The sequence below is a fragment of the Cohnella sp. genome, from assembly GCF_041641335.1.
Lineage (GTDB): Bacteria > Bacillota > Bacilli > Paenibacillales > Paenibacillaceae > Cohnella.
Map to the genome: position 1 here is coordinate 1 of NZ_JBEPYQ010000033.1, position 26,519 is coordinate 26,519.

Genomic DNA, 26,519 nt, shown 5'->3' on the forward strand with positions numbered 1-26,519 from the left:
TGTCGTTCCCGTCGAATAGGACAGATAATAGAGGCCGTTGTGCTTATGAACCCACGGGCCTTCGAAGTATCTTCTGTCCTCGTCGCCGGCTTGCAGCGGATGGCCCTCATCGTCGAGGATGGCGACTTCCCGAGCAGCTTCTTTGAACGTCAGCAGATCCTCGCTCAGCTCGGCAACCCGCGGTCCGAGAGCGGGTTCCGAACCGGATGGCCCTGCAGCGTCGGGCTGGAACGCGCCGGTCTGCCACTTCTCCAGCTGTCCTCCCCATAACCCTCCGAAGAAGACGTACGCCCGGTCGTCCTCGTCGACGAACACGGCAGGGTCGATGCTGAAGCTGCCCGGAATAGGCTGTTGCTCCGCCTTGAACGGCCCGTACGGCGTCTTCGAGGTCGCTGCTCCGATTCTAAAAATATCGTTCTGGTCCCTCGCCGGGAAAAACAAATAATACATTCCGTTCCGGTAAGCGGCGTCCGGAGCCCAGAGCTGCTTCTGCGCCCACGGGATATCCCGCAGATGAAGCGCTTCCCCATGGTCGGTGCAGGAAGACAGCTCCTCGTCCAGCGACAGGACGCGGTAATCCTCCATATCGTATTGGTCCCCGTTGTCGTTCGATTCGTTCGCGTGATCGAGATCGTGGGACGGATAAACGTAAATTTTGCCTTCAAAAACGTGAGCGGAAGGATCGGCGGTGTACATGTGCGTGACCAGCGGCTCGTGGGGCTTTGTCATCTCTCGTTCTCCTCCTGTGCGGATTTCCCTAATGGGCGTTATGCTCCCCATTTTATCAGATGGCGCTTCCGCCGAAACTTAAGAAAGCTTAGAGCTTTGCCGAGAAAATAAAGAGGTTTCGACGCGAAGGTTCGGCGCATTAAAGCTTGTCAGATGGCGTGCATTCGTGGTATGATCTTAATCGTGTCTAAGACACGATTGTCAATAGTGTGGAGCCGTGGTGTAGAGGCCTAACATGCCTGCCTGTCACGCAGGAGACCGCGGGTTCGAATCCCGTCGGCTCCGCCATGATTTTTCTACATAAGCAACGTGCATCGAGCAGAGCGTACTCTGCTCTTTTTTGTATCTATCGAGGAGGTGCGGCTATGATCCGTCGCGGAAGATTTGCGCCTACGCCCTCTGGACTGCTGCATATCGGCAACGCGTTCGCCGCTTTGGCCGCATGGCTGCAGATGAGGCAGTGCGGCGGGACGATCGCGCTGAGGATGGAGGATATCGACAAAGCTCGTTCCCGGGCCTCATTCGCCGAGCAGATTCTGGACGACCTGCGGTGGCTCGGCCTCGACTGGGACGAAGGTCCGCGGGAAGGCGGATCGTACGCCCCGTACGTGCAGAGCGCTCGCGAGCCGATATACGAAGAGGCGTTGGAGAAGCTTAGGGAAGCAGGGCATCTCTACCCGTGCTACTGCAGCAGAAGCGATCTGGCGACGCTGGCCAGCGCGCCTCACGGCTTGGCGAGCGAGGGTGCCGCTTATCCGGGTTTTTGCCGAGCGTTGACCGATGAAGAGCGGATAGCTAAAGGCGCGCTGAAGTCGCCTTCGCAGCGCTTCGTGATGCCCGCGCGCGCTATCGCTTTTCGCGACGGTTGGAGGGGAACGCAGTCGTTCGAGGGTTCCGCCCTCGGAGATTTCGTCGTCAAACGCGCGGACGGCATGTTCAGCTACCAGCTGGCTGTCGTCGTCGACGATGCCGCCATGGGGATTACGGACGTGCTGCGCGGGGCGGATTTGCTCGACTCGACGCCCAGACAGCTCGCGCTGTACGACGCGCTGGGCTTGCAGGCGCCGGAGTTCTCGCACATTCCCTTGCTGGCCGACGAGACCGGCGCACGCCTGTCCAAGCGCGACAAGTCGCTGACGCTGGCGTCGCTAAGGGAGAACGGCGTTGCGCCCGAGCGTCTGCTCGGTCTTCTGGCCGCTATGGCGGGGTGGATCGACCGCCCGGAACCGGTCGGCGTTCGGGAGCTGATGCCGCTGTTCAAGCCGGTCAGCGAAGAACGGCTCGTCTTCGGGGGCGACTTGCGGACGTGGCTGCTGCAATAATAAAGTTAAGGGATGTCCCATAAATAGAGAAAGTCGACGAAAGATGATCGATTGAGAATTTTGTCATTCATGTATCTCCCGTGCAGGCTAAACTTAATATGCGCTGTTTGGTGGATCAGGTGTTTCCAAGTTATTCAGGTGTATTCAAGGATCTATTTTCTAAAACATCATTGAATTTGTTAGAGTTATATCTTTCATCCGAAGGGATTGCTCAGCAGAGTGATGAGTCGTGGGGAAAAGTGATTCGAGAGTCCACAAAAGCCTCCAGATCAGCGATATGGATGCAGAAGAAAGTCGAACTGTTGAACACAGCTGTATCACTCAATCCCGTAGAGAGAGTCGCTTACGGCATAGAGACTGCGTTACGCAGCATGCTGGCAACGATTCGAGAGCTTCAATCACAAGTATCAGCCCTTGAAAAGCTTATTCTGGAACTCACAGAAACCATTCCAGAAGTAAAGCTCATTGAATCGATTCCAGGCGCTGGAACAAAGCTAGCAGCAGCGATTGTTGCTGAAATTGGAGACGCATCGCAGTTCAATCATCCAAAGCAAGTTGTGGCATTCGCAGGACTAGATCCAAGCGTGTTCAGCTCAGGGAAATTCACGGCGAGTGAAAACCGAATGACCAAACGGGGATCCAAACGTTTGAGGCGCGCCTCGTATTTGGCTGTAACTTGCGGTTTGCGCGGCGATCTTAACTTGCGAATGAGAGAGTATTATGACAAGAAAAAAAGTGAGGGCAAGCCCCATAAAGTAGCCGTGATCGCTTGCGCCAACAAGTTGCTCCATCACGTCTACGCTATGCTTAAAAGAGGGCAGCCCTACACTTTATAGATCCCGCATTACCACAAACCTCCACCTAATGGAGGTTTATTTGTTATGCACAAAACAGTATAGCCATTATTTTTCAACCTGACCAATCCAACTGTTGACAAGCATTAGCTGGTTTTGCGTTAGCGCATAAACCGGGAATGTAGGAATGTGGACAAACTTATCCACATCACATGTGTATAATGTGGGTAAACTCGCAAAAGCGTTGGGGGACAAGAGGTTGCTCGCCGCTGAAAATGGGATTAGTTTTTCACAGTTTTTTGTGGACAATGTGGATAAAGGGGATAAAATTACAGGGGAATGCTCCCAAAGCGCCGACTCCGGACAGAAAGGCTTGCGTCCCAACCGATTGAAAGTTATCAGAATATTAACAACCCTCTGAAAGGTGTCCGCAGCCTGTGTATAACCATGTGCATAACGTGGACGACGACCGATCGCCCGATGCGGTATCCGCTGCACGACCGAAAGAGGCGCGAATCTTCTCGAACGTACCAAGAAAATTCGCGCCCCTTGTTCTAATCTTCCATTAAAGCTTCCCAAACCTGATAAACCTCGTCCAGCTCCGCTCGCTTTTTCTCGGCTTCGGCCTGCGTCTCTCTGAGCAGTACGTAATCGATCGCCATCCCGGGAGAAGCCATCTGCTCCTCAAGCTCGGCGATCTCGCCTTCCAGCCGGGCAATGTCGGCTTCCGCCTGCTCGCGCTTGCGGGCGCGCGCCCGATCTTCCCGCTTGGCCTGCTTCTCGGCCTCGTAGCTCGTAACGGCAGGCTCGGACGGCGCGGCGGCGCTGTCGCGATTTGTCGCCGCCCACTCCTCCATTTGTTGTTTCTTGGCGACCATATCGTCATAATTTCCCAGGAAATGCTCTGCTCCGTCCGCGGACATCTCCACGACCCGGTCGGCGATCCGATTCAGGAAATAACGGTCGTGGGAGACGAAGACGAGCGTGCCGTCGTATTCTTCCAGCGCGGCCTCCAACACTTCTCGACTCATCAGGTCGAGGTGGTTGGTCGGCTCGTCGAGCAGCATGACGTTCGCCTTCAGCAGCATCAGCTTCGACAGCGCCACGCGGGCTTTCTCCCCTCCGCTGAGCGAACTGACCTTCTTGCGCACGTCCTCGCCGCTGAACAGGAAGTTGCCGAGCACGGTGCGAATTTCCGCTTCCGGAAGATGCGGGTAAGCGCTCCACACTTCCTCCAGCACGGTGTTGGCGGGGTTCAAATTGCGCTGCTCCTGATCGTAATAGCCGAGCGAGATGCCGACGCCCCATTCGATCGCTCCATCCCGCAGCGGCAACTGATCCATCAGCGCGCGGAGCAGAGTCGTTTTGCCGACTCCGTTGGGGCCGAGCAGAGCGACGCGCTCGCCCCGCTTTACCTCGAACGAGACGTTGCGGAACAGCGGCGTCATCTCTTGCTTGGGCGCGGCGGAGCAGCGGATGACCCGCAGCACTTCCTTGCCGCTGCGCCGCTCGGTCATGAACGAGAAGCTCGCCTGCCTGAGCGTGCCCGGCTTCTCCAGCCGTTCGATCCGCTCGAGCGCGTTGCGCCGGCTCTGGGCGCGCCTTGTCGTCGAAGCCCTCACGATGTTCCGCTGAATGAAATCCTCCATCCGGGAAATTTCCTTGCGCTGCTGCTCGTACAGCTTCAACTGCTGGGAGAACGCCGCCGCTTTCAAATCCATGAACCGGCTGTAGTTGCCCGTGTATCTCGTCGCCTGGTGCCGCTCGATCTCGACGACGGACGTTACCGTCGCATCTAGAAAATAGCGGTCGTGAGAGACGATGACCATCGCGCCGGCATAGGACCTTAAGTATTGCTCCAGCCAGGTCAGCGTCTGAATGTCGAGATGGTTGGTCGGCTCGTCGAGCAGCAGCAGCTCGGGCTGGACGAGCAGCAGCCGCGCCAGCGCCAGCCGGGTTCGCTGGCCGCCGCTGAGCGAGGCGACTTCGGTATCCGGCGGGAAGTCTCCGAAGCCCATCCCGTGCAAAATGCTGCGAATACGGTTGTTCATCTCGTATCCGCCGTTCTCGCGGAACTTCTCGCTGACGTCCGCATACTGGGCGAGCAGAGCTTCGTAGCGCTGCTCGTTGTCCAGCTCCCGCGGATCGGCGATGCGCGTTTCCAGCTCCTGCAGCGCTTTCTCCTGATCGAGCAAGGGACCGAAGGCGGAGTTCATTTCTTCCTGAATCGTGCGGTGCCCCTGCAAACCGCCGTTTTGCGCCAAGTATCCGATTTTAAGCTCCCGCGGCTTCGATACCGAACCGGTGTCGGGAACGATCTCGCCCGCCAGGACGCGGAGAAAAGTCGATTTGCCCGCGCCGTTCACGCCGACCAGGCCGATGCGGTCGCGCTCGTTGATCTGCAGCGAGATGCCTTCCAATACGGGAGTCGCGCCATAATGTTTCGAAATGCCAGATGCTTGAAGAAGCAAGAGGAATCCCTCCGACAAGTTCTTTTCGGTGCTACTTTCCAAGTGTACCGTAAAGTTGCGGGAAAAGTCCAAGCGTTATCCTTTGGCGAAAATAGACATTCAGTGCTAAAATGAAAATAAAGTTTTCATGGATCATCGAAGGCAGGGTTCCGTTCATGAAAAATAGAGAGGCCGAAGCGCTCAAAGCGCAGTGGCGCAGGCGGATGACGGACGTTCGGGACGGCCTGCCCGCGGACGAGCGGGAACGCTTGTCCCGGAAGCTGTGCGCCTTGCTGGAGCGAGAAGGGCTGTCCCCGCTAAGACGGGAGCTCGGCCGTCCGCTCGGCCTGTGCGCTTACGCTCCGTTTCGCTCGGAAGCATCCGCGCTGCCGCTTGTCTCCGATTGCCTGGATCAAGGCGATCGGATATACGCGCCGCGAATGAGGCCGGACAGGGGCGGGCTGGAGCTGCGCGAGATTCGCGGCCCTTCGGACTGGATTCCCGGCAAGTGGGGAGTGCCGGAGCCCGATCCGGCGCGCGCTTCTTTAATAGAAGCAACCGATCCTCTGGACGTCGTGCTCGTTCCCGGAATGGCGTTTAACGGAGCGGGAGGAAGGCTCGGATACGGCGGAGGCTACTACGACCGCCTGTACGCGGAGAGACGGCGCGAGGCGCGGGGCAGGACGCTATGGATCGGATTCGCGTTCTCCGCGCAAGTCGTCGAGGCCGACCTGCCGTCGGAAGCTCACGATCTCAAGCTGGACGGGCTGGCGACGGACGAAAGCATGACATGGTTCGATAAGGGGGATTCGGAATGGAGCGCGCGGATGAGCCGCTGACGCATTTTAACGATCAGGGCAGAGCCCGAATGGTGGACGTCTCCGGCAAAGCCGACACCGTCCGAGTCGCGGTGGCGGAAGGACATGTGAAGATGGCGCCCGAGACGCTGCGCAGAATTCGCGAGCGTTCGGTCGCCAAGGGAGACGTGCTCGCCGTCGCGCAGATCGCGGGCATCCAGGCGGCCAAGCGGACGTCGGACTGGATTCCGATGTGCCATCCGCTTCCTCTGACGGGAGTGGATATCCGCTTCGCGGATGACGGAGCGGAGACGCTGACGATTACGGCGGAAGTGAAAACAACCGGCAAAACCGGCGTGGAGATGGAAGCTTTGACCGCCGTCTCCGCCGCCGCGTTGACCGTGTACGATATGTGTAAAGCGCTGCAAAAGGATATGGTCATCGGTTCCGTGGCGCTTCGCAGCAAGACGGGCGGCAAAAGCGGCGACTACGTTCGTTCGGCGGAATAAACAGACGAGATTCGTACTCATGGGACGGAGGGATGGAGCCATGCGTTGGAAGGTGGCTTTGCTAACGGCTAGCGACAAAGGCGCGAGAGGGGAACGGGAGGACACGAGCGCCCAAGTCATTCGCGAGTTGATCGAGGAAGAGCTGATCGGAGATATCGTCGACTACCGGATCGTTCCGGACGAGCAGGACGAAATTCGCGCGGCGCTGATCGAGATGGCCGATTATTTTCAGGCGGATTTGATTTTGACGACGGGAGGCACCGGGTTGGCCTACCGCGACGTTACGCCGGAAGCGACGCTACGGGTGGCCGAGCGTCTCGTGCCCGGCATTCCGGAGGCCATGCGCGCTTTCGTATCCCAGCGCTCGCGCCACGGCGTTCTGTTCCGCGGCGTGTGCGCGATTCGCGGCCGCACGCTGATCTTGAACCTCCCGGGCGATCCGAAAGGCGTCCACGAGCATTTGATGGCCGTGATGGATCTGCTGCCGGAGGCGCTTGACCAGGTCAAGGGAATGCGGGGAGGGCAGGAGCAATGACGCCATCGGAAAGCCGCCGAGACGGGACGACGCTTATCGGCTCGTCGAGGCTGAGGGAAGTTAAAATCGAGGACGCCGTCGGAACGGTGCTGGCCCACGACTTGACGCAGATCGTTCCCGGGCAGTTCAAAGGCAGGCTCTTCCGCAAAGGGCACGTCGTGACGCCGGAAGACTTGCCGCGGCTGAAAGATATCGGCAAGGAGCATCTGTATACGATCGAGCTCGCCGATGCGGATTTGCACGAGGACGATGCGGCGCTGCGAATGGCGCAGGCGCTGAGCGGCGACAACGTCGAATTCGGGGAGCCCGCGGAAGGCAAAGTCAGCCTGAAATCGACCGTCGGCGGATTGGTCTCCGTGACGCGCGAAGTCGTGGACGAGATCAACCGGCTGGGCGACATCGCGCTGGCGACCGTCGTCGACCGCCGCGCAGTACGGGCGGGAGAGGCGTTGGCGGCGACGAGGGCGATTCCGCTCATCGTTCCGAAAGCCAAAGTCGAAGAGGTCGAGAGAATCGCCCGGAACTATCGCGCCGAACGCGGAGCGGCTCCGATTAGCGTGCGCCCTTTCCGCCGGATGACGGCGGGACTGCTGACGACGGGCGGCGAGGTGTATTCCGGCCGCATTCAAGACAAGTTCGGCCCCGCGGTCTCGGCCAAGCTTGCGGAATTCGGCTCGGAAGTCGCGGAGCAGAGGTTCGCGCCGGACGACCGTCATACAATTGTCAATGAAATTCACTATTTAAGGAAACAAGGGTATGATATGATACTGGTAACTGGCGGCATGTCGGTGGATCCCGACGACCGCACGCCGGGAGCGATTGCCGAAGCCGGAGCCGACATCGTCAGCTACGGAACGCCGATGCTTCCGGGCTCGATGCTGCTGTTCGGCTATTTGCAAGGCGTGCCGATCTTCGGATTGCCCGGCTGCGTCATGCACGACCCTTACACTTCATTCGACGTTTTATTATCCAGAGTATTGGCTGGAGATACGATAGTAAGAGATGATATCGCCAGCATGGGATACGGCGGTCTTCACCGCTGCTGAGTATTCCGTACGCCGCATATCCAAGAGGAGGTTAAAGACATGTCAGGCATTGGTGCTTCGGGCGTTATTTTGCTCGTTCTGATCGCGCTGCTGCTGTTCGGCCCGAACAAGCTGCCGGAGCTGGGCCGCGCATTCGGCCGCACGCTTCGCGAGTTCAAGAAGGGCGCGAACGATTTGATGGACGATCCCAAGGATCGGGGAACGCAGAGGGTGGACGTTTCCGCCGAAGAGGCGGACAAGCCTAAGGCGGATCGTCGTCTCCCGGAATAATCGGGACGGGCAAGGAACATGGACAGGGCTGTCCCTCGGCGCAGATGAGCGATTTGCGAAGGGGCGGTCCTGTTGCTGTATGGAGGCGATAACAAGCAATGAAAGATACGGCCGCTGCGAAGCGGGACTCGGAATGGATGCCGCTGACGGAACATCTCGGCGAGCTTCGCAAAAGGATTATCTACTGCCTGATCGTATTCGTGATCGGGCTGGTCGGGGGCCTCTTCGGCTCTCAGCCGCTATTCGACTATTTGGTGGCAGCCGCCCCGATAGACCATTTGGATCTCCATGCTTTCTCCCCGTGGGATGCGATAGGCCTCTACATGAAATTCGCGATTCTGATCTCCTTCGTCGCCGCGATTCCTTTTGCGATGTACCAGCTCTGGGCTTTCGTCCGTCCGGCTTTGGGACTCAAGGAGCAGAGGGCGACGCTGCAATTCGTGCCCGGCGCGCTGTTGATGTTCCTGGTCGGTCTCGCTTTTTCTTATTTCGTCGTGTTTCCGATGGCATTCTTGTTCACCGAGAAGGTGACGAGCAATCTCGGATTGGAACAGACTTACGGAGTGACGCAGTATTTCTCGTTTCTGTTCAACATCTTGCTGCCGATCTCGCTGCTGTTCGAATTACCGCTGCTCATTCTGTTCCTGACCCGGATCGGCATCCTGAACCCGGCGATGCTGAGGAAGATGCGCAAGCTGGCCTGGTTTATCCTGATTTTCGTCGGCGTGCTGGTCACTCCGCCGGACGTCGTGTCGGATCTGCTGGTCGCCGTTCCGCTGATTCTGCTGTACGAATTCAGCGTTCTTCTGTCCTCTATGGCTTACGGCAAGCGTCTTAAGGCGCAGCGGCAGAGGGAACTGGAGCTGGAGCTGGAGTCGGACGAATAGGGAGCCAAGGTAGTCCCGCGGTCATTCCCGAATTGCAACGATCTGCCCAAAAAGAAAACAAAAAGTGTCATTTTTCGATATTCCAAATGGTAAAATTATGATACACTTGTTTCGAGTAAGGGCTTTCAGGTTGGGTTAAAATCTCGGGAGGGACTAGAATGCGGGATATGACTTTGGGACGCAAATTAACGATTGGCTATTCTGCAATGGTGTTGCTGCTGGCGGCCGCTTTCGTGCTGCTGCTGTCGGGAACCGATCTGGCGAGCAATTCGGGCACGCTCGTCATGGTTATCGTCATTTTCGCGCTGCTGATCGTCGGGGGCGGCTTCGGCCTCAAGTGGCTGTCCGGCAATCTTACCGCAGCGATCGGCAACGTCACGGCTACGCTTAGGAACATTGCCTCCTCCGGGGGAGATCTAACAAGACGCATACATATTTCATCAACGGACGAGATGGGCGATCTCGCGAACGCGGCGAACCAGATGCTGGACGGCCTTCAGAAAATGATGAAGGAACTGAAGGACAGCACGGCGGAGCTGGCGGCTTCGGCGATTTTGCTGAAGCAGGGCACCGAGGAGAACGCCCGGGTCAGCAGCGAGGTGTCCAGAGCGGTGGAGAAGGTTGCCGCCGGCTCCGAGACGCAGGTGGCGCAATCGCAGGAAATCTCCGCGACGATGCAGGAGACGTTGGACGCCCTGACCCAAGTGGCGGGCACGACGACAGGCGTATCGGACGCCGCGCAGACGACCGTAGGCCGCGCCGCTGCCGGCTCCGAGCTGCTGCAGTCGACTTCCGCCGAGATCGACCAGGTGGGTAAGGCGTTCCGGTCTTTGCAAGAGGTTGTCAGAGGACTCAATCATAAATCCGAACAAGTGCGCGAAGTTATCGGATACATTTCCGAAGTCGCCAACCAGACGAACCTTCTGGCGCTCAACGCCGCGATCGAAGCGGCGCGGGCCGGCGAGCACGGACGGGGCTTCGCCGTCGTCGCGGGAGAGATCCGCAAACTAGCGGACCAGACGCAGCAATCCGCCGTGCAGATCGGCGATACGATCGGAACGATGTCGGGAGACATCGGACAAGTGGCCACGATGTTCGAGCAGAGCGCGGGGCAAGTATTCGCGGCGGTGGAAGGCATGCAGAACGCCGAGGAGACGTTCCGCGACATCGTCGACAAGGTCGGACTTCTCAGCACCAACATCGTGGAAGTGGCCGCTTCCGTCGAGCAGATGACGGCCGGCAGCGCGAGCGTCGTTCAATCGATCCACGACATCTCCCGGATCACGGAAGAGACGGCGTCCTTTACGGAGCAGGTGTCTGCCATGACCGAAGAGCAGCTTTCCTCCACGGAGGAGATGGCGCGCACCGCCGACAACTTAAGCTCGATGGCTTCCCGCTTGAAGGGCCTAGTCGGCAACTTCAAAGCTTGACTTGAATACCCGGCTTGCGCTTCGGGAATAATGGTAATTCCAATAGTTCGATGCGGATTCGCGGCGATTGCGGATCCGTATTTTTTTTGTGCAGGTTTAACGCAAAAGGACTTGAAAACCGTCTTCAAATTCCGTATCATAGAAAATGGTTATTAGCACTTGAGACAATTGAGTGCTAACAAAATGGCTTCAAATCCAAAAAGTAAAATTTAGAAGGAGGCTACTTACATGATTAAACCTCTAGGGGACCGCGTTCTCGTGGAACCGAACGCCAAGGAAGAAAAAACGATTAGCGGCATCGTATTGCCGGATACGGCTAAAGAGAAGCCGCAAGAAGGAACTGTCGTTGCGATAGGCATCGGATCGTTGACCAAGGATGGCGAGCGGGTCGCGCTGGAAGTGAAAGCGGGCGATCGTGTATTGTTCTCTAAATATGCGGGCACGGAAATCAAATACGAAGGCAAAGAGTATTTGATCATGAAAGAAAGCGACATCCACGCGATCGTCGGCTAATACTTAGAATATTCAAGGAGGCTCTTTAAAGATGGCTAAAGAAATCCGTTTCAGTGAAGACGCTCGCCGCGCCATGCTTCGCGGCGTGGATACATTGGCGAACGTAGTTAAAGTCACGCTCGGACCGAAAGGCCGCAACGTCGTTCTGGAGAAGAAATTCGGATCTCCGCTGATCACGAACGACGGCGTTACGATCGCCAAAGAGATCGAGCTGGAAGACGCCTTCGAAAACATGGGCGCTCAGCTCGTTAAAGAAGTCGCTACGAAAACGAACGATATCGCGGGCGACGGTACGACGACGGCTACGGTTCTGGCTCAAGCGATGATTCGCGAAGGCTTGAAAAACGTAACGGCAGGCGCTAACCCGATGGTCATCCGCAAAGGCATCGACAAAGCGGTTAAAGCCGCCGTTGAAAGACTGAAAGAAATCTCCAAGCCGGTCGAAGGCCGCAGCAACATCTCCCAAGTCGCGGCGATCTCCGCGGCGGACGAAGAAGTCGGCGAACTGATCGCGGACGCGATGGAGAAAGTCGGCAAAGACGGCGTTATTACGGTCGAGGAGTCCAAAGGCTTCAACACGGATCTGGAAGTGGTTGAAGGGATGCAATTCGACCGCGGCTACATCACTCCGTACATGATCACCGATACGGACAAAATGGAAGCCGTACTCGAAAACCCGCTGATCCTGATCACCGACAAGAAAATCTCCAACATCCAAGAAGTCTTGCCTGTTCTGGAGAAAGTCGTGCAATCCGGCAAGCAATTGCTGATCATCGCGGAAGATATCGAAGGCGAAGCGTTGTCCACGCTCGTCGTGAACCGTCTGCGCGGCACGTTCACTTGCGTCGGCGTTAAAGCTCCGGGCTTCGGCGATCGCCGCAAAGCGATGCTGCAAGACATCGCGGCTCTTACGGGCGGTCAAGTCATCACGGAAGAACTCGGCCTCGAGCTGAAGTCCACTTCCCTGCAGCAATTGGGTACGGCGCGTCAAGTGCGCGTAAACAAAGAAAATACGATCATCGTCGACGGCGCAGGCGACAAAGCCGACATCGATGCTCGCGTGAACCAAATCAAAGCGCAAATCGAAGAAACGACTTCCGATTTCGATCGCGAGAAGCTGCAAGAGCGTCTGGCTAAACTGGCCGGCGGCGTTGCGGTCATCAAAGTCGGTGCGGCTACCGAGACCGAGCTGAAAGAGCGCAAGCTTCGCATCGAAGACGCTCTGAACGCGACTCGCGCGGCTGTCGAAGAAGGCATCGTATCCGGCGGCGGCACGGCGCTGGTTAACGTATACGAAGCGGTTGCGGGCGTTCAAGCCGACGGCGACGAGAAGACGGGCGTCAACATCATCCTGCGCGCTCTGGAAGAGCCGATCCGCACGATCGCCGCTAACGCCGGCCAAGAAGGCTCCGTTATCGTCGAGCGCCTGAAGAAAGAGTCGGTAGGCACAGGGTACAACGCAGCTAACGGCGAGTGGGTGAACATGTTCGAAGCCGGCATCATCGATCCGGTGAAAGTAACGCGTTCCGCTCTGCAAAACGCCGCTTCCGTAGCATCCGTCTTCCTGACGACCGAAGCGGTTATCGCCGACAAGCCTGAGAAAGACAAAGCTCCTGCCGGCGGCGGCATGCCGGACATGGGCGGCATGGGCGGCATGATGTAAACTGAGGGCTGAGCCCTTGCGCAGCAAGGGATTCTCCTCGGGGCAACGCTGATTGCCCACATTTTGCCCACATTGTGTAATAATGAAGACACCTTAGAGTGATGGAAATCGCTCTAAGGTGTCTTGTTGTATTAGAAAACAAATAATGAGGGAGATGACAGGGAAAGTGATTTCCAAGTTTATATTCTTTCTAGAGAAAATATCGTATTCTTCAAAGACTCCCTATACACTTATGTTTATTGGTGAATGTAGCAATTCAAATGGGAGGGTATTAAAATTAAAGTATACTGGGGCTGACTTATCAAATGAAACTGGAATAAGCATACCTAGTACAGTGTTAGAAAGCCTAAAAGAACAATTAAATGAGAAATTTGGTTATGGCCCCTTTGATTCGAAGAGTGCAAGATCAATTCTAAAACAATGTAATGAGTTTGTTTGCAGATATTAAGGTCAAATAATATCTACAAATCATCCATTAATTTACTGAACTTTTGTGCGGCTTCTTTCTTCATCGTTTTAGTGACGTGGAGATAAACTCGCTTTGTAATCTCATCGTCCTGATGCCCCAATCTTTCCATAATCTCATGAATGCCGACTCCAGCCTCAGCAAGCAGCGATGTATGCGTGTGACGCAATGAATGAGGGGTTAATGTCTCGTTCAAGCCAGAGAGCCGCAGAAGCCTTCTCATACGGTTCTGAATCGTTTTAATGGAACTCAGGATAGCCCATATCCTTCTCTGTTTTGGCAAATACAAAATCTTGATCGTAATAAACATCTCGATGGAGCATCTTAAGCTCATTTTGACGAGCTTTCAGCTTTTCTAGCTCTTTAAATACCAGTGGATCTAACTCGATGGTTCGTTTCGATGTGCTTGTCTTAGGAGTCAGCAAATGATATTCCGTTGCTCGATTAATTGGATTATAATAAGTCTTCGTTACCGACAGCATAAGTTCCTTAAAATCGAAATCCTTCCATTTCTATGCACAGAGCTCTCCGACACGAAGTCCACTATAAGCAAGGGGCAGGAAGATTATATAGTCGTTCGTTAACCCCCTCTCTTTCGCTGTTTGGAGGAGCTTAGTTAGCTCATGCTTTTAAGATACTTCACTTCATTTTCTTCCGCTTCAATTTCCTCAACTGTCTTCTGTGGGCGAGGCAACTTTGCATACTGCGTTGGATCGTTTTTGATGATTTCTAATTCTACTGCTTTTGTAAAAAGCATTCGTCCTGTAGAATGGATGCCAGCAATCGTATTTAACGCAAATCCGCGCTCGTACAAGTCTAGCAGGGCATTTTGATAAGCTTTCCGGGTAATGGCCTTCACCTGATGATTTTGAAAATAATCGAGCAATCGGGATGCTTCATGCTTTCGAACACGTACAGTACTAATTTTCACCGTGGTTTCATAGAGCTTCAGCCATTCTTCAATTAAAGCGGAGAATAGCATCTCCTTTTCCGCTATATAGGTTCCTTCCATAAGTTCCGTCTGCATCGCCGCACATGCGGCCTGAGCCTCTTCTTAGTCTTAAATCCGCTCACTTGTCGTTGGTGTAGCTTCGATTAAATCTTCAGTTCTTGGGAACTCAGAAAATAACTGCTCCATAATATAGCTGCCGGGTTTTTCGCAAAGCGAGTCTGCCAGCAGTCGTCTGAATTCGTATGGTATTTGTTCCGACATTCTCAACCTCCACATTAGGCCGAAGCCAAGATCAGTTCATGAGCTTTATCAATCAGCGGATTACCTTCCATCGTCCGGAGGAACAAGTTTTCCTTGAAGGAAGCTGTATCTCGCAGCGGCTTGGCATGTGTGGCAAAATCCGACACGGCATTGATAAAACGATACCCGTTTTTCCCGACCTCCTTCAGATCAGGAGCATCGAAATATCTGGATTGAAAATCGTCCCGCAACTGCTGGACATTCCTTTCTTGCACTTTTGTTGCGTTTTCCGGCAAATGCAATAGAAGTTCCATGTATTCCCGAACTTTGTTGTCGGAAATTTTGATGCGGTTCAACCGATCGACTTCCGATCCGAGCCTGTCCATGTACAATTCGGCATAAAGTAACGTCTTCCGTGCTTCATCTAGCTTCGCTTGAATATTACCAGTATGAATGGTTGTCCAAATTCGTTTGGCATTTTGAAGAGCCAGATTCAAGGTGTTCTGACAAACAACTCGGATAGGCGTCATCGCCACCTTGATGCTTCCGCTGCCGTCATGACTGTTGGAGAACACCAAGTAAGGGCTGACACGATCTCCAGCAATGATGTAGTTTTCAGGCAATTGGGCAAGAAGCCATACTTTCCTGCCATTTTGCAAACTCCCGGCGGTCTCAAAGCGTACTCCTTCGCCAAGCAATTCATCGGTGAAAGCAAACGCTTCATGGTTCTGAACGATCTTGTACCTGTCCGAAACAACACCGAGCAACCGCTGGTCGGTTGCTCGGATGTTTGCCTTGTATCCGGGGATTTCGGCGTAATCCTCGGTTTGGATCGATTTCTGGATAACTTCCCAATCCAGTTCGGCAGCTTGCAGAGCTTCTTCCGAACTGAGTGCGTGTTCGACTCGATTTCCAAGCCCGTGCCACGGGGCTTGTCTTACGTAGAACATAGTTTCGATGTTGGCTGGCATTTGAATCATCTCCTAATAATGTTTGTTACAGCCGGAAAATCTGAAGAGAGCAACAACTCAGGCTTGACGAATTTTCTCAATTATTCGGCTGTTTCAAGGTAATAATATAGAATTGACTTATGGAGTTATACGGTTTAGGCGAGTGTTAACTCTGATGTTGCTTGAAGCTGAGAAAATGGTATCATTTTAGTAAGCTGGTGTATCTATTGCTTTAAGTTTTGTGACAAAATTTTATAGCTTAGGAGTTATTGAGCCCTTGATGTAAAAGGGATTAAAGACTTTCGATCTTGCCCTTATCTCTTGAATTAAAATTAATAAGAGCAGTGTGACAATGCGTAGATTTGGAGGTATTGTATGAACCAGTACAGCAGTTGGATAAAGCAGTATTTTTATAAACGGCAAAAGATCATGCTGGGACAACAATTAAATATTCGGCTTCAAGAGGAATTTGACGTAACTCCGGTTTATGCTAGAAAAATTATTCAACGAGCCATTGATGACCATGTAATAAAGTCCAGTGCTCCGGTGACATTTGGAAAAGGACAATATATTTACTACTATCACAATAGTACTTTGCATAAAAGCGACATATTAGCAATTGCTGAGAAGGAACGCCCTCCCATATACCGCTTATTAACCGCAATTGATAAATGCAATGGTGTGATATCTTATTACGAAGCTTTGAAAATAACTGCTAGTCCTTTGGACGGTTCTAAAACAAAAATGGATACTCTTTCAAGAATTTTAGCCGATCTTTACAAACTAAGGCTTGTCAAAGAAATAATGTATGAAGGAATCAAATTCATCGTTGAAGATTATTTTTCAGAAGAGCACGCTATTCAGGCTATTAAATTGCACAAGTCGAATATGGTATTGGATTGTGCATTTCTGCCGGATATGTTGAGGTGGCTTGCATTACATAATCTTGTAGATAATCAGGGCCATATATATCGTAACAAGATTTTTCCATCAAAGGGGGCAGAACAAAATAACTTCGTATGGGACGCTTTTGCATACACCAAGACAACGGGGTACAACACGGTTGTCGCTAGTAATCGAACTACCACCGACAAGCAAATGTTGGTTGTGTTAGACATGGTTATTCATCGTGAATATGATTCTGTGGATGTTCAAGGACTATACAACAGAATTCAAGGAGTGTTGCAAAGCTCCAAAAACACGAGGAAGGTTCTCCCAATAGTGGTGACCAAAGATCTTACAATAGCAGCCGCCAAACAACTTCGTAGTTTGGGATTTCTTCATTTTAGCGTGTCAACTATATATGGTGAAAGAGTATTCGAGATTATCTCTAATTTGAAGAAGATTCAGCAGGTCCAACTATTACAATATTCAGAATCGGATGATCAATTGACAGGGTATGTTGAGAATGTACTTCATACAATGCAAGAAGGTGGGCAAGAAGAGAATTTGCAAAATATTAAAGGGGATTTGTTTGAAGTACTTTTACATCCCTTAATAAAGGTTCTATATCCCAATGGATCATTTGAAGCCAATAAAATATACAGAGATACGACGCAAGAAGGTAATAAATTTCCACATGAATTTGATGTAATTGTAATTGATCGCAATTTGAAAGAAGCTGTTGTATTCGAACTGAAGGGATATAAATCGAGTACATTTATTAATGCAGGTCCGTATACTAAACGGGATACAGTTAAGTGGTTTTTTAATAATACCTTTCTCTGGGCAAAAAAGCATTTAGAGAGTGAAAGTCCAGATTATAAGGTTTCAGCGTGTTATATTACAAGTGCTCAATTTACGAATGAATCATTAGAGTTATTGCGCGGTTACAATAAGGGGAATTTAAAACCCCAGCTAGCTGAAGTATATTACGATGGATATGGTCTCTTGCAATTAGCCCAATCTCGGGGATTTAATCATATAAATAAAATTATAAAAAAGTACTATATTGAAATGTCAGATTTTCAATTAATTCAATAATTCAAAGTGTATAGATGGATGAATAAATTTGTTTTGCAATAAAGTATTTATATGAATAATATTGCAGCTTTACTGGGGGGATTGAGACTTTGGATGAAGAAAAAGATTTATTATATCTTATTGATAAGATAGTAACTTCCGATTTATTTCGAGAAGCAAATTATTATTTTAGATGCATGAAAAAGCAGCCACATGGTGGAGTGGCACATATTTTTTATCCAAATGTATATTTAAAACATTATGCTGCTGACACTTATCGACTATTTATTCAAGATCCTGAAAAAATTCCATATTTCTTAACAGCCTTAGTTGAAGAATCCTATCAGGAATATCTTAGAAGTGGCATTGATGTTGAAGAAATATGTAGTTTGTGCTTTGATGATAATAATTTTTGGTATGCTGGATTTCGATTGTTGAAACCCAAAAGTGAATATAAAGCTGCAAATAAAGAGGTGCCAATTCTTTGGTCTGTAATTGATTCAAAGTTAAAATTTCAAGACTACTTCGACATAGAGCCTAAAATGCTAGTATATGCACTCGTCTGTTACTTAATCAAAGATAATATGGTTGAAATACAAGGTATAGCGGAAATACGTGCTTACGAGCAGCTAAAAATGCCACATAATAAATACGGGTTATGTTTGGTGAATGAGTCCAAATTTATGAGACAAGGGTTTATCATTGAGGATCGTTATTATCTTTACAGTATCTTTTTTGATACAACCATAGGTGCCGCTACAGATGAAGTACCATATACGATCAAGATCATTAATGAAGAAATATCTGAAAAAAATTTATTCTTCAGATGTGATGAGAAAATCGCTGTACCAGTTGATGAGATGATTAGTACTGCAACAATGGATTCTCAAAAGTATCGTGGAATAACAGTTAACTTTGTAGACATAGAAAAACTGGTGCATAAGAAGGAAGTCATTGTACATTATAGTCCTGAGCATCAAAATAAAGTTATAATGAAAATTAAGCCGGATACTGATCAGAAGGGCGATAAATTTTATCACATTGAAGTAGAAGAGCTGTGGAATCCAGAAAGAATTAAAGATTCGTTCGTAATTACAAATTACATTCATGCACAATATTATCCTGGTAAAAGGAATTTCAATCATATTGATTTTTCTGTGAATCAATACTCTATTTCTGTTTTTATTGAAAAGTTCAGGGATGCTGTAACGGATACCGAAGTTCCTATAGATAAATATGGAGATGAGCACTATAAAATCTGGTGTGTTGAAAGCGAAGCGATTGAAATCAGTACCTGGAGTAAACTTGTGTGTGCCACACTTGATGAGCCATTTAGAGACTTATTTATAGAGATGTTTTCTGGTTGATAAATTATATTACTGAGTCATTACTTGGAGATAATGAAAGTATCTCACCTGGTGTTAGAACTCAAGCGCGATGGCTGCTTGAGTTCTTTATTTTTCGCTTGTCTTTTGATGTAGCAGTAGTAGGTTCACGTTACTGCTTCTAAAGAAGGATATGTGTCATATTTTGGCGAATATTTACATGTAGAAAATGATGTATATCACTGAGCTAGCCTTCTTGATAAAATGAGCACTTGTCTGGAGGCCGGAGCCCACCCTCAGAGTAAGCAAGTCAAGAACACGTAGTCGTTCATTTTAGCTTTGATCTGAGCCGCTCCAAATCCCGTGAAGGGGGCAGGGGAGATAGCTCCCTCCGCTTCCTTTTTGGGGACGGAAGCGGAAGGGTTCATTCCGCCGAAGACCTTGCTCTCAATCACAGGAAATACTAAGGGAGGAAACTTTAGGTGAAAATCAAAAAAGTGAAAATTCAAAACTTTAAATGCTACTGTGGCGAGTTTGTCTTAGAACTTAGTGATGGAATTAACATCTTGGTAGGTAACAACGAAGCAGGGAAAAGCACTATACTGGAAGCAATTCATTTGACTTTGACTGGGTTATTGAATGGTAGACAACTTAGGAATGAGTTAACTCAATACTTGTTTAATAATACTGTCGTAGCCGAATACTTGGCTAACTTAGAGCAAGGAAGAAATCCAGAACTGCCATATATATTAATTGAAATCTATTTAAGTGGTAGTAATATAGCAATATTTGAAGGCAATGGTAATAGCGAACGTATCCAGGAATGCGGTATATCATTAAAAATTGCATTTGATGAGAGATTTCAAGAGGAATACGAGCAACTTGTAAGAAAGGGAGACGTCAAGACTCTACCAATTGAATATTATGATCTTGTGTGGTCTAGTTTTGCTAGAGAAACTATAACGCCAAGAAGTATCCCACTCAAGTCAGCCATGATTGATTCATCAAGTAATCGATATCAGAATGGGTCTGATATATACATATCTCGTATAGTACGAGAAAATTTAGAGCCGGAAGATATAGTGGACATTTCTCAAGAGCATAGAAAAATGCGGGACAATTTCATGAGTTCTGAGTCAATAAAATCCATTAATAAAAAAATCCAAAAAAGTGCAGTATTGACAGGTAAGAAAGTTGAGCTCTCTGTTGAACTACTTTCGAAAAACGCTTGGGAAAACAGTCTTGTAACCTATCTTGATGCAGTACCATTTCATTTTGTAGGAAAAGGAGAGCAATGTATTATAAAAACTGAACTGGCGTTAAGCCATAAGAAGACGAAGGAAGCAGCGGTAATTCTCTTAGAGGAACCTGAAAACCACTTGTCGCATACCAAACTAAGTCAGTTCATTAGTAACATTTCTGAGAAGCAACAAGATAAACAGATTATAATTTCTACACATAGTAGCTTTGTAGCAAATAAGCTGGGGTTGAGCAACCTGATATTGCTAAATGATAAGAAGGCAGTAAGGCTTAATAATCTTAAAGATGATACAAAAAGCTTTTTCCAAAAGATAGCGGGGTACGACACTTTACGACTAATTTTATGTAAGAAAGCAATATTAGTCGAAGGAGATTCTGATGAGCTAGTAGTTCAGAAAGCATATATGTGTGCAAATGAAGGCAAACTTCCAATACAAAACGAAATTGATGTTATTTCAATTGGAACTTCTTTTTTAAGATTTCTTGAAATTGCTAAATTACTTAATAAGCCTGTCACTGTAGTAACTGATAATGATGGAGATATAGACGCGCTTAAAAAGAAGTATAAAAACTATTTGGGAGATAACGCTAAAGAGAATATAAAAATTTGCTTTGATGACGAAGTGGATGAGGGGAATTTAGTAATTGGCAAAAATCCATTTAACTACAATACACTTGAACCCAAATTGCTTAAAGTTAATAACCTTGATAAGTTAAACACGATCTTTGAAACCGATTATACCCACCATGATGATATGCATAAGTACATGAAGTCAAAAAAAACAGAATGTGCACTTAAGGTTTTTGAAACGGAAGAACTCATTGTCTTCCCAGAATATATTTTAGAGGCGATTAGGTGAGGAATATGAAGACCAACAAGCTAATTATTGCCGCGGCAGGGTCCGGGAAGACAACATTTCTTGTGAAAGAGGCGTTAAGACAACGTGAAGGAAAAGTTCTTATTACAACCTACACACAAGCTAATGAAGCGGAAATTCGCAAGAAGTTTATTGAACTAAATAATTGCATTCCTTCGCACGTCACAATACAAACGTGGTTCTCCACCTTACTCCAGCATGGGATTAGACCTTATCAGGGAGGATTATACGATGAGACAATTCGAGGAATGCTTTTGGTTAATGCACCCTCAGCTTTAAGGTATACTATTAAAAAGACCGGATTCAAAGTCTATTATAGTGAAGCGGATCACTTTTCAAAACACTACTTCACAGAAGATTGTAAAGTATACTCCGATAAAATTTCAAAGCTTGTTATCAGATGTAACGAGAGAAGTGATGGTGCAGTTATAGAACGATTGAGTAGAATCTTCTCTCACATTTTTATTGATGAAATCCAAGACCTTGCGGGATATGACTTAGAGATATTAAAGCTTCTTTTGAAAAGCCGGTCAAATATACTTTTTGTTGGCGATCCGCGCCAAGTAACTTATCTTACCCATATCGAGAGAAAGTATGATCGATATAAGGAAGGGCGTATAAAAGAGTTTATTCAGACAGAGTGTCGGAGAGTTGATTGTGAAATTGATGAAGATACGTTGAATGTATCACATAGAAACAACCCGATGATCTGTGACTATTCTTCAAAATTATATTTACAGTATACTCCATGCCGATCCAATCAAAATGAAGTGACAGGTCACGATGGTATCTATTTAGTGAGAAAACAAGATGTGGATTTGTATTTGCAAAGATATAACCCCGTTCAATTAAGAGATAGCATCAGAGAAACGGTTAATAAAAAATATAAGACTGTTAACTTTGGTGAGTCAAAAGGGATTACTTTTGAAAGAGTATTAATCTATCCCACACAGCCATTCATTCAATGGATTAAAAATAACAATTTTGAATTACTACCCACAAGTCGTTCAAAATTTTACGTTGCTTTGACCAGAGCACAGCATAGTGTAGGTATCGTATATGATTATGACGAGAGGACCGACCTAGAAGGGCTTCAAAAATTTTATGTATAACTAATGAGAAGCAAAACCTGGATGAAGTTAATGCGTTTTTGTACTTACTTTGGAGAACGCATTAACTTCAGTGTATCCTTTGTCTGTTTTCAGCACAGTATCCTATATTTTCAACAAAGTCATCCCATACTCATTCGTAACAAAGTTCATGTCTAAATCCCGGGAAACCAGTACCAAATTAGCTGTAAAGGCAGTTGCAATAATGAGCGCATCAGGAGTTTTTATTCTCCGCCCCTTGCTTCTTTGCTCGCTTTGCATGGAAGCGGCTTTTCTTGCGACAGCGGAATCGACATGTATCATATGCCTTGGGGAGAAAAGCCTTTCCGCGATTAAGAACTGATTGTGTTTGACACCGCTCAGTACTTCACATTCCGTAATCGTCGAAAAGAATATTCTCCGTTTTTCTTCTTGGGCTTGTCGTACTAAGTTAATGGCGGCATGATCGTTGTCTAGAATGGCGATGACGATGTTCGAATCGAATAAATATCCGGAGTGGTTTTGGGTCACTTTCCCCAGCTCTCCCGTGACTCCTGAATGTGATCTAATAATTGTTGCGCTTCCCCGGGCTTCAGAATTCCAGCCACACTTAAAATGTCATCTACTGAGTAATCGTCAAAGTCCTCGATGGTTTCTGCTTCAAGATCTATGACAAGCTTCTTGGTGGAAATATTGTTTTCAGATAAAAACTTCCTTAAGTCTTTTGCTATATGAGGATGGAGTTTGCGTACCATTGACATGGAGAACCACTCCTTTATCAAAAAATGTTGCTAAATCGTTTTGCTTTCCGTGATTTCTTCGATCTTTTACTTATAAGCAATTATACCCGATAATGGAATGAATGGATACGGCCGCGGCGCACAGAACGAGCCATTATCGTGTGCCTTTCTTGTACGATTGAGATTGATGGCAGTGACGCTTTAGTCTCATGGGCGGCATGATGTAATAAGATGCCAGCTAACCTCCGCCGCCAAGCCCCTTCCGATACTCCCGGGGCGTCATCCCCGTAAGCTTGCTGAAAATTTTACTGAAATAGCGGCCGTCCTGATAACCGACCATTTCGGCCACCGCCGAGATGGCGTATTGCTCGTTCTGGAGCAGCACTTTGGCGTTCTCGATGCGCACCCGTTCGATGTATTCGGACAAATTTTCGTTGTGTACCTGCTTAAATCTGCGGGACAGGTACTCCCGGCTGAGGAAGAAGCGGCTCGCAATCTCCTGCAGGGACAGCGTTTGGCGATAATTCGTATCGACGAACCCTTTGACGGCATGGATCGCGTTATACTCATGCTGCCGATTAAGCTTCAGCGCTTCGGCGATTCGCACCAGAGCATCCGTCCATTCCCGTCCCCATTCCGACAACGAAATGCTGCCGTCTTTTTCTAACAGAAATAGACGGCGAGGCAGCGGAGGAGGCGGATTGTCGCCGGAGTAGTCCATCTTTTCCAGCAGCCGGTTGTACATCAGCTCGAACTCGTAACGCCAATATTTGAGGTGATCCCAGGTGACGGCCTGAAGCTGTCCGATCGCCTGCATCCAGTTGGACACGGCGGCTTCGATCCGCTGCCGATCTCCGCTGTAGACGGCGACGATCATGCTCTCGCTGTACTCGGCCAGCACGACGCGCTTCTCGGAGGGCGCAGCCGTCTCGATATAAGGGCGAATCCAGCGACCGTCGCCGCTAAAAGATACGGAGCGGGCTGTCTGCAGCGCTTGCGAGAAGCCCGAGGCGATTCGATCGGGGAAACGCTGGACCGCGCTGCAGGCCAAATAAAACCGGACATCAAGCACGCGAAATAGCGCTTCGTTTATCGCTTTGAGCTTGTCTGGCAGAGAGGGAAGCTCGCCCGTGCACAGCAGCACAATTCCGCAGTTCGGGTCGGTATGTTTAAACGCATAGCCATTCTTGGTTGAGCCGAGAATTTCGTTGCAGATGTTGGTCATCAGGAAGTAGAGCAGGTCCGGGTTATGGCCGAACTTCTCCATAATGGCTCGCGGCAGCGGATCGGTCAGCAGCATAACGAGCTGGAATTCGCGGGCGTCCGCCCAGCCGAAGGCCGATTGCAGCTCCTCGGCAACGGTCCGATAATAGCCTTCCTGCGAGACCGCCTTGGTCAGCACCTTATCCCAATAGACGGGTTTGGTCTGATTGATCTCCACGTTTTTCTGAATCGTCAAGCGACGGTTCTCCTCCGCCTGCTGCCAGGAGCTGACGGCATTCCGCAGCGCCTCCAGCAGTTCGCCCCGCTGAATCGGCTTCAGCAAGTAGTCGAGCCCGCCATGCTTCATCGTCTTGCGAATATACATCGAATCATCATAGCCGCTGACCGCGATGCGTTTGGACTCGGGAGCTTCGGTCTCGATCCACTGCAGCAGCCCGATTCCGTCCACGTTCGGCATTTTCATATCGGTAAAAATAATTTCCGGTTTCTCGCTGCGAATCAGCTCCATCGCCGCCGCACCATCGGAAGCCTCCAAAATGCGCGTGATTCCGAATTCGGCCCAGTTGACGAGCAGTCGGATCGAATCTCTTACATCCTGTTCATCGTCGACGATCAGCACCTTCATGCGGATGCGCCCTCCTTTCTGACGGGGATAATCAAGGTGACGGAGAAGCCGGCGGGCTCCAAATTACGGACAAGCAATTGCGACTCCTCTCCGTTGTACAGCCGCAGCCGGGAGACGACATTGATCAGGCCGATGCTTCCGTCCGAATCGCTGCCGGTTTCTCCTAGTCCAATGGTCTCGACAAGCTGTCGCAGGCGTTCCGGCGGAACGCCCAAGCCGTTATCTTCGATGACGATCCGCAGCGCTTCGTCGTCGCTTCGGCAGACTAGCGTAATTTCAAGCGGGCCGCTATTGTTTTCGAAGCCGTGCTTAAAGCAGTTTTCCACCAGCGGCTGCAAAATCATTTTTGGTATTTTGAACGCCAGATTCGCCTCGTCCGTCATCACTTGGAAGCCGAGCCGGTCTTTGAAGCGCTGCTTTTGCAGCTCCAAATAGGCTTCGACGTGCGAAATTTCTTTATACAGCGGGACAACGGATTCTTCGGTGTTCATGTTATAGCGCATCATCGCTCCGAGCGAGGAGGTCAGCTCGTAAATTTTGGGCAGCTGATGATGCAGCGCCACGGAGCCGATCGATTGCAGCGTGTTGTAAATAAAATGCGGATTGATCTGCGCTTGCAGCGCCTTAAGCTGATTGTTTTTGTTGGCCAGCTCCAGCCGCAGCTCGCGCATGATCAGATTGTCGATGGTGTCCACCATATTTTTGATGGTATGGCCGAGCACGCCAACCTCGTCGCTGCGATCCGAACGGATGTCAAGCTTAAGCTTGCCCAGCTTGATCTTCTTTATCGATTCGGTCAGTCGTTTGATCGGAGCGGTCAGCTTGACGGAGACGAACAGAGTAGCCGCGATAGCCACGATCAGAAACGACACCAGTAGAATCATATTGATCCGCAGCACGCGCGAGGCGTTGGAGTACAAGTAATCGTTCGGGATTTGCTTGGCAATCGTCCACACCCGGCCGATCAGCTCGAATTTTTCGTAGATCACAATCCCGTGAAAACGATCATCCTTCCACTCAAAATAGCCCGATTGGAACAAGTTGTAGCGAGCGTGCTGCAGCCAGCCGTGAGGCGGTTTCTGTCCGATCCACTCGGTCTCGGAGGAGTAGACGGTCGTTCCGGTGTCGTCCAGCAAATACAGATGCTCGTTGCCCTTGTCATACAGCATATCGCTCAGATTGCGCAGCCTGTCCAGCTTGAAGTCGATCGAGAGCACCCCGATGCGCTCCTTCAGCGGAGCGCGGTATACCGGACGATGAAGGGTCAGCACCGTGTTGACCGGACTGTAGGGAAACTCCTCCATCCCGTAGTTATGGGAGACATGCGGCGGCTCGAAATAAGGATCGTCTTTATTCAAGGGTTGAACATAGTGGCCCTCGAGGCCCGCCTGGCCGACATCGCGCTTCAGAAAACCGTTAATGAGCAAATAAGATTGATCGGCCAGATCGGAATACAAGTACACTTGCTGAACTTCCTTTGCAGATTGCTCGATGGCGTGCAGGCCAGAGTAAAGGTTCCGTTCGACCATGAAATCGCTGCGTCCCCGATTCAGAATGTTGTACAGACTGCTCGCCTCATGGACGTTCGTATAGACGGACAGGGACAGATTGTTCATCTGATTCAGTTGGCTGATCAGACTAGTCGCGCCCTGGTGTACGATATTGGAATTTTCGCGGATCGCGTCTTCCTTCAGGGAAAGCTTCGTGTAGAAAAAGGAAAGGAAGATGGAGGCGGCGATCGGAACGATGATGGATATCAACAGAAAAACGCTCAGCTTGTACCGGATGCTGCTGCGGATTTTCATAGCGCTTCTCCTGTCTGCGGAATTTGGCTTTCAGTCTAACACCGCCTCTTTTAAAGTTC

The 26,519-nt window shown here is 49.8% G+C and carries 24 protein-coding genes and 1 tRNA gene; 16 read left to right on the forward strand and 9 right to left on the reverse strand.

The genetic code is table 11. The features are described 5' to 3' along the window. A partial coding sequence (locus ACESLM_RS12885) for a family 43 glycosylhydrolase (protein ID WP_372631960.1) occupies window positions 1–729 on the reverse strand: 729 nt, incomplete at its 3' end. 211 nt (window positions 730–940) lie between these two features. Between ACESLM_RS12885 and ACESLM_RS12890 the strand changes: the two genes are divergently transcribed. From ACESLM_RS12890 to ACESLM_RS12900, 3 genes are all read left to right on the forward strand, one after another. Then, window positions 941–1,017, forward strand: a tRNA-Asp gene (locus ACESLM_RS12890). An 80-nt stretch (window positions 1,018–1,097) separates the two neighbouring features. After that, the gene (gene gluQRS / locus ACESLM_RS12895; protein ID WP_372632011.1) at window positions 1,098–2,051 is read left to right on the forward strand and encodes a tRNA glutamyl-Q(34) synthetase GluQRS; all 954 of its coding nucleotides are present in this window, start codon (window positions 1,098–1,100) and stop codon (window positions 2,049–2,051) included. A gap of 119 nt (window positions 2,052–2,170) precedes the next feature. Beyond that, a complete protein-coding gene (locus ACESLM_RS12900; protein ID WP_372631961.1) occupies window positions 2,171–2,887 on the forward strand; it encodes an IS110 family RNA-guided transposase in 717 nt (238 codons plus the stop codon). A 512-nt stretch (window positions 2,888–3,399) separates the two neighbouring features. Here the strand turns inward: ACESLM_RS12900 and ACESLM_RS12905 are convergent. Continuing rightward, window positions 3,400–5,316, reverse strand: coding sequence for an ABC-F family ATP-binding cassette domain-containing protein (locus ACESLM_RS12905; protein ID WP_372631963.1), 1,917 nt, complete (start codon window positions 5,314–5,316; stop codon window positions 3,400–3,402). A 155-nt stretch (window positions 5,317–5,471) separates the two neighbouring features. Here ACESLM_RS12905 and ACESLM_RS12910 point away from each other — a divergent pair, with 155 nt between their 5' ends. The 9 genes from ACESLM_RS12910 (at window position 5,472) to groL (ending at window position 12,945) form a co-directional block, all read left to right on the forward strand. Beyond that, window positions 5,472–6,134: a 5-formyltetrahydrofolate cyclo-ligase gene (locus ACESLM_RS12910; RefSeq protein ID WP_372631964.1), complete on the forward strand. Its 663-nt coding sequence runs from the start codon at window positions 5,472–5,474 to the stop codon at window positions 6,132–6,134. Continuing rightward, the gene (gene moaC / locus ACESLM_RS12915) at window positions 6,110–6,601 is read left to right on the forward strand and encodes a cyclic pyranopterin monophosphate synthase MoaC (protein ID WP_372631965.1); all 492 of its coding nucleotides are present in this window, start codon (window positions 6,110–6,112) and stop codon (window positions 6,599–6,601) included. Before ACESLM_RS12910 ends, moaC begins: the two co-directional genes overlap by 25 nt. A 40-nt stretch (window positions 6,602–6,641) precedes the next feature. Further along, entirely contained in the window at window positions 6,642–7,136 is a 495-nt protein-coding gene (locus ACESLM_RS12920; RefSeq protein WP_372631966.1) for a MogA/MoaB family molybdenum cofactor biosynthesis protein, read from the forward strand. Next, window positions 7,133–8,182, forward strand: coding sequence for a molybdopterin-binding protein (locus tag ACESLM_RS12925; protein ID WP_372631967.1), 1,050 nt, complete (start codon window positions 7,133–7,135; stop codon window positions 8,180–8,182). The genes ACESLM_RS12920 and ACESLM_RS12925 overlap by 4 nt, the downstream gene beginning before the upstream one ends. A 39-nt stretch (window positions 8,183–8,221) precedes the next feature. Beyond that, window positions 8,222–8,452 carry a twin-arginine translocase TatA/TatE family subunit gene (tatA, locus tag ACESLM_RS12930; protein ID WP_372631968.1) on the forward strand — a complete coding sequence of 77 codons (231 nt, stop codon included), beginning with the start codon at window positions 8,222–8,224 and terminating at the stop codon, window positions 8,450–8,452. 98 nt (window positions 8,453–8,550) lie between these two features. Then, window positions 8,551–9,339: a twin-arginine translocase subunit TatC gene (gene tatC, locus ACESLM_RS12935; protein ID WP_372631969.1), complete on the forward strand. Its 789-nt coding sequence runs from the start codon at window positions 8,551–8,553 to the stop codon at window positions 9,337–9,339. A gap of 158 nt (window positions 9,340–9,497) precedes the next feature. After that, entirely contained in the window at window positions 9,498–10,769 is a 1,272-nt protein-coding gene (locus ACESLM_RS12940; RefSeq protein WP_372631970.1) for a methyl-accepting chemotaxis protein, read from the forward strand. 228 nt (window positions 10,770–10,997) lie between these two features. Then, complete coding sequence (groES, locus tag ACESLM_RS12945) at window positions 10,998–11,282, forward strand: co-chaperone GroES (RefSeq protein WP_372631971.1); 285 nt, start codon at window positions 10,998–11,000, stop codon at window positions 11,280–11,282. Between the two features lie 31 nt (window positions 11,283–11,313). Continuing rightward, window positions 11,314–12,945, forward strand: a complete 1,632-nt coding sequence (groL, locus tag ACESLM_RS12950; RefSeq protein ID WP_372631972.1) for a chaperonin GroEL — start codon at window positions 11,314–11,316, stop codon at window positions 12,943–12,945. A 461-nt stretch (window positions 12,946–13,406) separates the two neighbouring features. Here groL and ACESLM_RS12955 read toward each other — a convergent pair whose 3' ends face one another. From ACESLM_RS12955 to ACESLM_RS12965, 3 genes are all read right to left on the reverse strand, one after another. Beyond that, window positions 13,407–13,721: a tyrosine-type recombinase/integrase gene (locus ACESLM_RS12955; RefSeq protein WP_372631973.1), complete on the reverse strand. Its 315-nt coding sequence runs from the start codon at window positions 13,719–13,721 to the stop codon at window positions 13,407–13,409. Between the two features lie 306 nt (window positions 13,722–14,027). Then, window positions 14,028–14,438 carry a tyrosine-type recombinase/integrase gene (locus ACESLM_RS12960; RefSeq protein ID WP_372631974.1) on the reverse strand — a complete coding sequence of 137 codons (411 nt, stop codon included), beginning with the start codon at window positions 14,436–14,438 and terminating at the stop codon, window positions 14,028–14,030. 200 nt (window positions 14,439–14,638) lie between these two features. Beyond that, on the reverse strand, window positions 14,639–15,574 hold the full coding sequence (locus ACESLM_RS12965) for a DUF932 domain-containing protein (RefSeq protein WP_372631975.1): 936 nt from the start codon (window positions 15,572–15,574) through the stop codon (window positions 14,639–14,641). A 354-nt stretch (window positions 15,575–15,928) separates the two neighbouring features. Between ACESLM_RS12965 and ACESLM_RS12970 the strand changes: the two genes are divergently transcribed. The 4 genes from ACESLM_RS12970 to ACESLM_RS12985 all read left to right on the forward strand — a co-directional run bounded on the left by ACESLM_RS12970 (window position 15,929) and on the right by ACESLM_RS12985 (window position 22,090). Continuing rightward, window positions 15,929–17,536: a hypothetical protein gene (locus tag ACESLM_RS12970; protein WP_372631976.1), complete on the forward strand. Its 1,608-nt coding sequence runs from the start codon at window positions 15,929–15,931 to the stop codon at window positions 17,534–17,536. Window positions 17,537–17,625: 89 nt separating this feature from the next. After that, window positions 17,626–18,882: a hypothetical protein gene (locus ACESLM_RS12975; RefSeq protein WP_372631977.1), complete on the forward strand. Its 1,257-nt coding sequence runs from the start codon at window positions 17,626–17,628 to the stop codon at window positions 18,880–18,882. A 440-nt stretch (window positions 18,883–19,322) separates the two neighbouring features. Continuing rightward, complete coding sequence (locus ACESLM_RS12980; protein WP_372631978.1) at window positions 19,323–20,960, forward strand: ATP-dependent nuclease; 1,638 nt, start codon at window positions 19,323–19,325, stop codon at window positions 20,958–20,960. A 5-nt stretch (window positions 20,961–20,965) separates the two neighbouring features. After that, window positions 20,966–22,090: a UvrD-helicase domain-containing protein gene (locus ACESLM_RS12985; RefSeq protein ID WP_372631979.1), complete on the forward strand. Its 1,125-nt coding sequence runs from the start codon at window positions 20,966–20,968 to the stop codon at window positions 22,088–22,090. Between the two features lie 102 nt (window positions 22,091–22,192). Here ACESLM_RS12985 and ACESLM_RS12990 read toward each other — a convergent pair whose 3' ends face one another. From ACESLM_RS12990 to ACESLM_RS13005, 4 genes are all read right to left on the reverse strand, one after another. Further along, complete coding sequence (locus ACESLM_RS12990) at window positions 22,193–22,597, reverse strand: type II toxin-antitoxin system VapC family toxin (protein WP_372631980.1); 405 nt, start codon at window positions 22,595–22,597, stop codon at window positions 22,193–22,195. After that, on the reverse strand, window positions 22,594–22,827 hold the full coding sequence (locus tag ACESLM_RS12995; RefSeq protein ID WP_372631981.1) for a hypothetical protein: 234 nt from the start codon (window positions 22,825–22,827) through the stop codon (window positions 22,594–22,596). Before ACESLM_RS12995 ends, ACESLM_RS12990 begins: the two co-directional genes overlap by 4 nt. A gap of 217 nt (window positions 22,828–23,044) precedes the next feature. Beyond that, complete coding sequence (locus ACESLM_RS13000) at window positions 23,045–24,655, reverse strand: response regulator transcription factor (protein WP_372631982.1); 1,611 nt, start codon at window positions 24,653–24,655, stop codon at window positions 23,045–23,047. Continuing rightward, the gene (locus ACESLM_RS13005) at window positions 24,652–26,460 is read right to left on the reverse strand and encodes a cache domain-containing sensor histidine kinase (protein WP_372631983.1); all 1,809 of its coding nucleotides are present in this window, start codon (window positions 26,458–26,460) and stop codon (window positions 24,652–24,654) included. Before ACESLM_RS13005 ends, ACESLM_RS13000 begins: the two co-directional genes overlap by 4 nt. Between the last annotated feature and the right edge of the window lie 59 nt (window positions 26,461–26,519).